Source organism: Streptomyces durbertensis (genome assembly GCF_014156695.1).
GTDB lineage: Bacteria > Actinomycetota > Actinomycetes > Streptomycetales > Streptomycetaceae > Streptomyces > Streptomyces durbertensis.
In genome coordinates this window covers 1-6,478 of the sequence record NZ_WMLF01000307.1, presented here as the reverse complement: position 1 = coordinate 6,478, position 6,478 = coordinate 1, and the positions used below count along the sequence as shown (strand labels likewise).

The window sequence follows — 6,478 nt, the reverse complement described above, 5'->3', positions numbered from 1 at the left end:
TATAAGAGACAGCGTCGGCGACGAACGCTGCGACCTGCTGGTCGTCGGCGCCGGCTACAGCGGCCTGTGGACCGCGCTCCTCGCCAAGGAACGCGACCCCGCCCGCGACGTCGTGCTCATCGAGGCCAAGGAGGTCGGCTGGGCCGCCTCCGGCCGCAACGGCGGCTTCTGCGCCGCCTCCCTCACCCACGGCCGCGCCAACGGCCTCTCCCGCTGGCCCGACGAGTACGCCACCCTGGAGAAACTCGGCCTGGCCAACCTCGACGCCATCGAGGAGGCCGTCCAGCGCCACGGCATCGACTGCGACTTCGAACGCACCGGCGAGATCGACATCGCCACGCAGCCCCACCAGGTCGCCGAACTCCGCGAAGCCGCCGACGAGGCCGCCCGCCTCGGCCTCGGCCGACCCGAGTTCCTCGACCGCGACGCGCTGCGCGCCCACGTCGACTCACCCACCTTCCTCGCCGGACTCTGGGACCGCGAGGGCGTCGCCATGCTCAACCCCGCCCGCCTCGCCTGGGGCCTGCGCCGCGCCTGCGTCGACGCCGGCGTCCGCCTCTACGAGCACACCCCCGCCCAGGCCCTCACCTCCGACACCGACACCGTGCGCGTCCGCACCCCCTTCGGCCGGATCCGCGCCCGCCACGTCGCCCTCGGCACCAACGCCTTCCCCTCCCTCGTCCGCCGGACCCGCCCCTACCTCGTCCCCGTCTACGACTACGCCCTGATGACCGAACCCCTCACCGCCGAGCAGCTCGACGCCATCGGGTGGCAGGGCCGCCAGGGCCTCAGCGACAGCAACAACCACTTCCACTACTTCCGCATCACCACCGACAACCGCATCCTCTGGGGCGGCCACGATGTCGTCTACCACTTCGGCAACCGCATCCACCCCGACTACGACCAGCGCCCCGACACCTTCCGCACCCTCGCCCGCACCTTCTTCCGCTGCTTCCCGCAACTGGAGGGCCTCAGCTTCAGCCACCGCTGGGGCGGCGTCATCGACACCTGCTCCCGCTTCTCCCCGTTCTTCGGCACCGCCCACGGCGGCCGCGTCGCCTACGCCGCCGGCTACACCGGCCTCGGCGTCGGCGCCACCCGCTTCGGCGCCGACGTCATGCTCGACCTGCTCGCCGGAGAGCGCACCGAACGCACGGAACTGGAGATGGTCCGCAGCAAGCCGCTCCCCTTCCCGCCCGAACCGGTCCGCTGGGCGGGCATCGGCGTCACCCAGTGGTCCCTCACCCGAGCCGACGCCCGCGCCGGCCACCGCAACCTCTGGCTCCGCACCCTCGACCGAGTGGGCCTCGGCTTCGACAGCTGACCCGGGGCGGCGCGTCCGGCCCCCTCCCGGACCCGTCGCCTGGTCCGGACTAATCCGATGGCAAGGCGAGGCCACCGCGACTAGCTTTCCCGCTGAGTGCTGCCCAGGGGGAAGCGGTGTCGCCGGTGGACGAGTCGGGGAGTCGGGAAGGTCTGTTCTCACGTCGGTACGCGGCGACGACGCTCACCTTCACCACCGTGATGTTCCTGACCGGGTTCGCCGCTCTCGCGGTGGTGCCCACGCTGCCGACCGCCGCCCGCGACCTGGACGGCGTGGCGCTCTTCCCGCTGGTCGCCGGCTGCTTCGTGGCGGCGAGCCTGCTCGGCGGAGTGGCGGGCGGCCACTGGGCGGACCGCGTCGGAGCCCGCCGACCGCTGGCCGTGGGCATGGCGGTCTCCGTGCTCACGCTGCTGGTCTCCGCGTCGAGCGTGTCCGTGTGGCAGCTCGCGGCGGGCCGGTTCTTCGACGGGCTGGCGTCAGGCGTGGTCGCGGTGTCCGTGGTCACCGCCATCGGCCAGGCGTACCCCGACCATCTCCGCCCGGCGATGCTCGCGATGATGAGCACCAGCTGGGTCGTCCCCTCGCTCGTCGGACCCCCGCTCGCCGGCCTTGTGGTGGAGACCTGGTCCTGGCGGGTGGTGTTCTACGGGCTGGCGGTGCTCACCCTGCTGCCGACCGTCGCCCTGGTCGCGGTGCTCCGGGGCCGGACCGGCCGCGCCTCCGACGCTGCGACCGGAACGAACGAGGGCGCTTCGCGCCCACCGCTGCTCGCCGCCGCGACCCTGAGCGTGGGCGCGGCGCTCGGTCAGTACGGGGTGTCCGGCTGGGACGCGCGCCACCTGCCGTTCGCGGTCGCCGGGCTCGGCCTGCTAGTTGTCTTCGCCCCGCGGCTCCTGCCCGCCGGCACCTGGCGCGCGGCGCGCGGACTGCCGACCGCCGTAATGCTGCGCGGAATGGCGTCCGGCACCTTCTTCACCATCGAGGCGTTTGTTCCGCTGATGCTGATCACCGAACGGCAGGTCTCCCCGGTGGTGACCGGTATGGCGTTCACCGCGGCCGCCGTGCTGTGGGCGGGCGCCTCCTGGGTGCAGGGCGGACTGCTGGCGGCCGTGCCCCGGCACCGCATGGTCGTCGCGGGCGCGGCCGTCATGGCCTGCGCGGTCGGACTCGCCGTGATCGGCTCACTCCACCAGGCGCCCGCCCACCTCGCCGCTGCCGCGATGCCGCTGGCCGCGGTGGGCATGGGGCTGCTCGATCCCTGCCTCACGGTCCTCTCCCTCCGGCACAGCCCACCCGGGCGCCAGGGCTACGCGACGAGCTCGATGCAGGTGAACATGAACCTGGGCCAGGTCGTCGTGATGGCGCTGACGGCGCTTGTCCTCAACGCCGGACTCGCCGCCGGCCTGGCCACGCAGGTGGGCTACGCCTGCGCCTTCGGCCTGCTGCTCGTCCCGAGCGTCCTGGTCGCGCTCCTCGCCGGACGCGCCCGCGCGACCTCCGCGTCGCCGTCCGACGGGTGCACGGCCACGCCCAGGGCGTCGGAGTCGTCGGCGGCCCGCTGAGCCGCACCGGTGCGGAACTTGGGGTTCCCTTGGGGCTCTCCGGGGGAGAGCTTTACCCGTTCTTGGCCGGGGATGTGACGCTCGTCGCGAAAGCGGGCGGGTTGTCAACCTTCTTCCCTCACGACGGTCTGCATCGGTGTCACTGTCACCGGCCGGCCGTCCGCGCCGGTCACCTTCCGTCCGCGTGCGACCGGCGCGGGCGGCGCCGCTGGGGGACCCAAGTGAAGATCGCTTTTCTGCTGTACAACGCCTACGGGATCGGGGGGACGATCAGGGCGGCGGCCAACCTCGGCGCCGCGCTGTCGGCCGCCGGCCACACCGTCGAGCTGGTGTCCGTCTACCGGACGCAGGACCGGCCCCGGCTGGAGATGTCTCCGGAGCTGGCGCTCAGACCGCTCATCGAGTGGCGGAAGGGGGAGCCTGGGTGCGCGCGGAAGGACCCGGCCGCCCGACGGCGTTCGGTGATGTTCCCGGACGGAGGTCTGGCGCGGGGGGCGCTCGCGCCGACCCGGCTGACGGACGAGCGGGTGGCCGACTACCTGCGGCGCACCGACGCCGACGTGGTGATCGGCACCCGGCCGGTGCTCAACGGCTATCTGGCGCGCTACGGCGAGTCCCGCTACCTGCGGATCGGCCAGGAGCACCTGACCCTGGAGATGCACAAGGGCCGTCAGCGCGCCGGGGTACTGAGGAGCGTCGCCGAACTGGACGCCTACGTCACCGTGACCGAGGTGGACGCCGGGCGATACAGGGCCGCGCTGGCGAAGGCCGCCACGCCGATCCTGTGCATACCGAACGTCATCCCGCCGGCCCGGGCGCGCCGCCCCGAACGCGGCACCAGGACGATCGTGGCCGCCGGGCGGCTCACCGGGATGAAGCGCTACGACCGGCTCATCGACGCGTTCGCGCTCGTCGCGGACGAGTACCCGGACTGGTCGCTGCGGATCTACGGGCGCGGCGACCTCCGGGACAGGCTGCGCCGGCAGGTCGTCCGGCTCGACCTGTGCGAGCGGATCCGGCTGATGGGGCCGGTCGTGCCGATCGAGACGGAGTGGGCGAAGGCGGAGATCGCCTGTGTCACCTCCGACCGGGAGCCGTTCGGGCTGACGATCGTGGAGGCCATGCACTGCGGGGTGCCGGTCATCGCCACCGACTGCCCGCACGGCCCCGGCGAGATCATCACCCAGGGCGCCGACGGCCTGCTCGTCCCGCTGGAGGGCGGGGCCGAGGCGTACGCCGACGCGCTGCGCATCCTGATGTCCAACGAGGACAAGCGGCGCGCGATGGGCGACGAGGCCCGGGTGAGCGCCGGCCGCTACGCGCCCGCGCTGATCGCCGACCGCTACCTGCGGCTCTTCGAGGAGCTGCGGGAGGCCCCGCCACGCAGCCGCGGCCTGCTGTCCCGGATCCGCGCGTCCCGCCGCGCCCGACGGGAGGCGGTCCCCGCGCTGCCGGCCGCGCCGCCGAGGAGCGAGGTGCTCACGGACGGCGCCGCCCCGGCCCGCTGCGCGGTCTCCCCGGACGGCTCGCCCGTCGTCGAACTGGCCGCCGACCGGCTGCCGAACGGCCCGCTCGACCTGCTGCTGCGGCTGCGCGACGACCCGGAGGGTACCGAGCGGCGGGTGCCGCTGCCGGCGTCGGACGCGGCGGTCGACGGACGTGTCGGCGTGGAGATCGACCGCGAGGCGCATCCGCTCACGGAAGGCCGCTGGGACGTGTTCCTCGCGCCGCGCGCCGGACGGGAGGACACCGCGCCCGTCCAGCGGCTGCCGGTGGAACTCGTCGAGCAGGCCGAACTGGTGGGCGTGCCGCCGCGTGTCACCGCGCGGGGTGTGAGCGTGTGGATCCCTTACGCGACCGGAGGCGGGCATCTGAGCCTGCGGGTGTGGCAGCGGCCGGCGCACGTGGAGGTGCGCGAGGTCGCCGTGTCGGAGGAGGACGGCGGCTCGATGGCCGTCGTCGCGGAACCGCTCGGCGACGTCGTACCGGGCCCCGGGGCGACCGTGCGGGCCGTGCTGCGCGGCGCGGCGGAGGCGGAGGTGGTCGTCGACGCGGTGTGCGAACCGGACGGGCTCGTCCGCTTCACCCTGCCCTACCGGTCGCTGCTGGACGCCCGCCGTTCCGAGCGGGACCTGTGGTCGCTGCGGCTCGTCCCGGCGCCGGGCGCGGCGGAGGTGCCGCTGGGGCGCATCGGCGGCGACATCGCCGAGCGCAAGCAGATCGACATGCCGCGCGGCGTCCGGCTGGAGGACCCGGCGGACAGCGCCCCGGCCGGACGGGACACCACCGAAGCGGCGGAGGGCGCGGAGGACCGGCGGGTGCGGGTGCGTCCGTACTTCACGGCCGGGAACGGGCTGGGCCTGAGCGTCCGCGGCCCCAAGCCGGTGCGGACGGCCGCGCCCGCCGCCCGTCGGGAGCCGGTCGCCCCGGCGGCCTGACCCGGCGGCCTGACCCGGCGGCCGTGCCGCCCCGCCCGAGCCCGCCGGCAAGGCGTGCGCTTCCGGGCGGGGCGGCGGACAATGGAGGGGTGCCGCCGCCCCGCCGCGGACGGCGGAGTGGCGGCGCGCCATCGCGCCGACGCCGACGATTGGGGCCACCATGACGACCGCGCACGCTCCCCACCCCGAGCACACGCACCGGCACGGCGAGGGCTGCGGCCACGTCGCCGTCCCCCACGGCGACCACGTCGACTACGCCCACGACGGCCATCTCCACCGCCTGCACGAGGACCACGCCGACGAGTGCGACCCCGTCGGCCACACCGAGTGCGGCGGACACGACCACCGGCACGGCGAGGGCTGCGGCCACGTCGCCGTTCCGCACGGCGACCACGTCGACTACGTGCACGACGGCCACCGCCACGCCGCGCACGACGGACACTGGGACGACCACTGACCGGCCGCTGAGCAAGCCGCTCACCGGCCGTTCACGGCCGCACCCGTTCCTCCGCCCCGACGCGGTGGGCGGACAATGAGGTATGCGTTCCACGACCCGCTCCGCGTCCTCGTCCGACTCCTCCGAGCGCTGCCCGTGCGGGCTGCCGGCGCCGTACCCGCGCTGCTGCGGTCGGTTGCACGACGGCAGCGCCACGGCGGCCCGCCCGGAGGAGCTGATGCGCTCCCGCTACAGCGCCTTCGTCCGACGTGACGAGGCGTACCTGCTGCGGACCTGGCACCCGGAGACCCGGCCGGCCTCGATCGACTTCGCCCCGTCGCTGCGCTGGCTCGGCCTGACCGTGCTGAGCAGCAGCGACGGCGGCACCTTCGGGACGGAGGGCACGGTGGAGTTCCGCGCCCGCTACCGCGACGCGAACGGTCCGGGGGAGCTGCACGAGAACAGCCGCTTCACCCGCGACGAGGGCCGGTGGGTGTACGTCGACGGGGCGATCTCCGACTGACGGCGCCGACCGACCGCGCGCGTTCCGGTGTTTGCGCCAGGTCCGTCCCTGGGTAGCACGAACAGCCGATCGGTCACCTTCACCCGCCCGGATCCCCCGCCCGACCCGCAGAAACGATGCCGAGCTGCGGAGACGCCGCCCGGGCGGTGCCCTGCCGGCCACCTCGCCCCGCAGGCTGAAAAGACGTCTACTGGG

At 74.3% G+C, this 6,478-nt stretch carries 5 protein-coding genes; all 5 read left to right on the top strand.

The features are described from left to right. Positions 1 to 1,324, top strand: a 1,324-nt coding sequence (locus GL263_RS18770) for an NAD(P)/FAD-dependent oxidoreductase (RefSeq protein ID WP_182856886.1), incomplete at its 5' end; no start/stop codon positions are given. Positions 1,325 to 1,440: 116 nt separating this feature from the next. After that, a complete protein-coding gene (locus GL263_RS18765; RefSeq protein WP_323379467.1) occupies positions 1,441 to 2,886 on the top strand; it encodes an MFS transporter in 1,446 nt (481 codons plus the stop codon). 221 nt (positions 2,887 to 3,107) lie between these two features. Further along, on the top strand, positions 3,108 to 5,324 hold the full coding sequence (locus GL263_RS18760) for a glycosyltransferase (RefSeq protein WP_182856885.1): 2,217 nt from the start codon (positions 3,108 to 3,110) through the stop codon (positions 5,322 to 5,324). A gap of 160 nt (positions 5,325 to 5,484) precedes the next feature. After that, positions 5,485 to 5,781 (top strand): hypothetical protein, encoded by a 297-nt coding sequence (locus GL263_RS18755; protein ID WP_182856884.1) that lies wholly within the window; start codon positions 5,485 to 5,487, stop codon positions 5,779 to 5,781. 82 nt (positions 5,782 to 5,863) lie between these two features. Beyond that, entirely contained in the window at positions 5,864 to 6,283 is a 420-nt protein-coding gene (locus GL263_RS18750; RefSeq protein ID WP_182856883.1) for a YchJ family protein, read from the top strand. The last annotated feature ends 195 nt before the right edge of the window (positions 6,284 to 6,478 follow it).

Excerpts from the sequence above, each read along its gene's own strand:
- GL263_RS18755 (WP_182856884.1), top strand. The coding sequence starts at position 5,485 with ATGACGACCGCGCACGCTCCCCACCCCGAGCACACGCACCGGCACGGC.
- GL263_RS18750 (WP_182856883.1), top strand. The coding sequence starts at position 5,864 with ATGCGTTCCACGACCCGCTCCGCGTCCTCGTCCGACTCCTCCGAGCGC.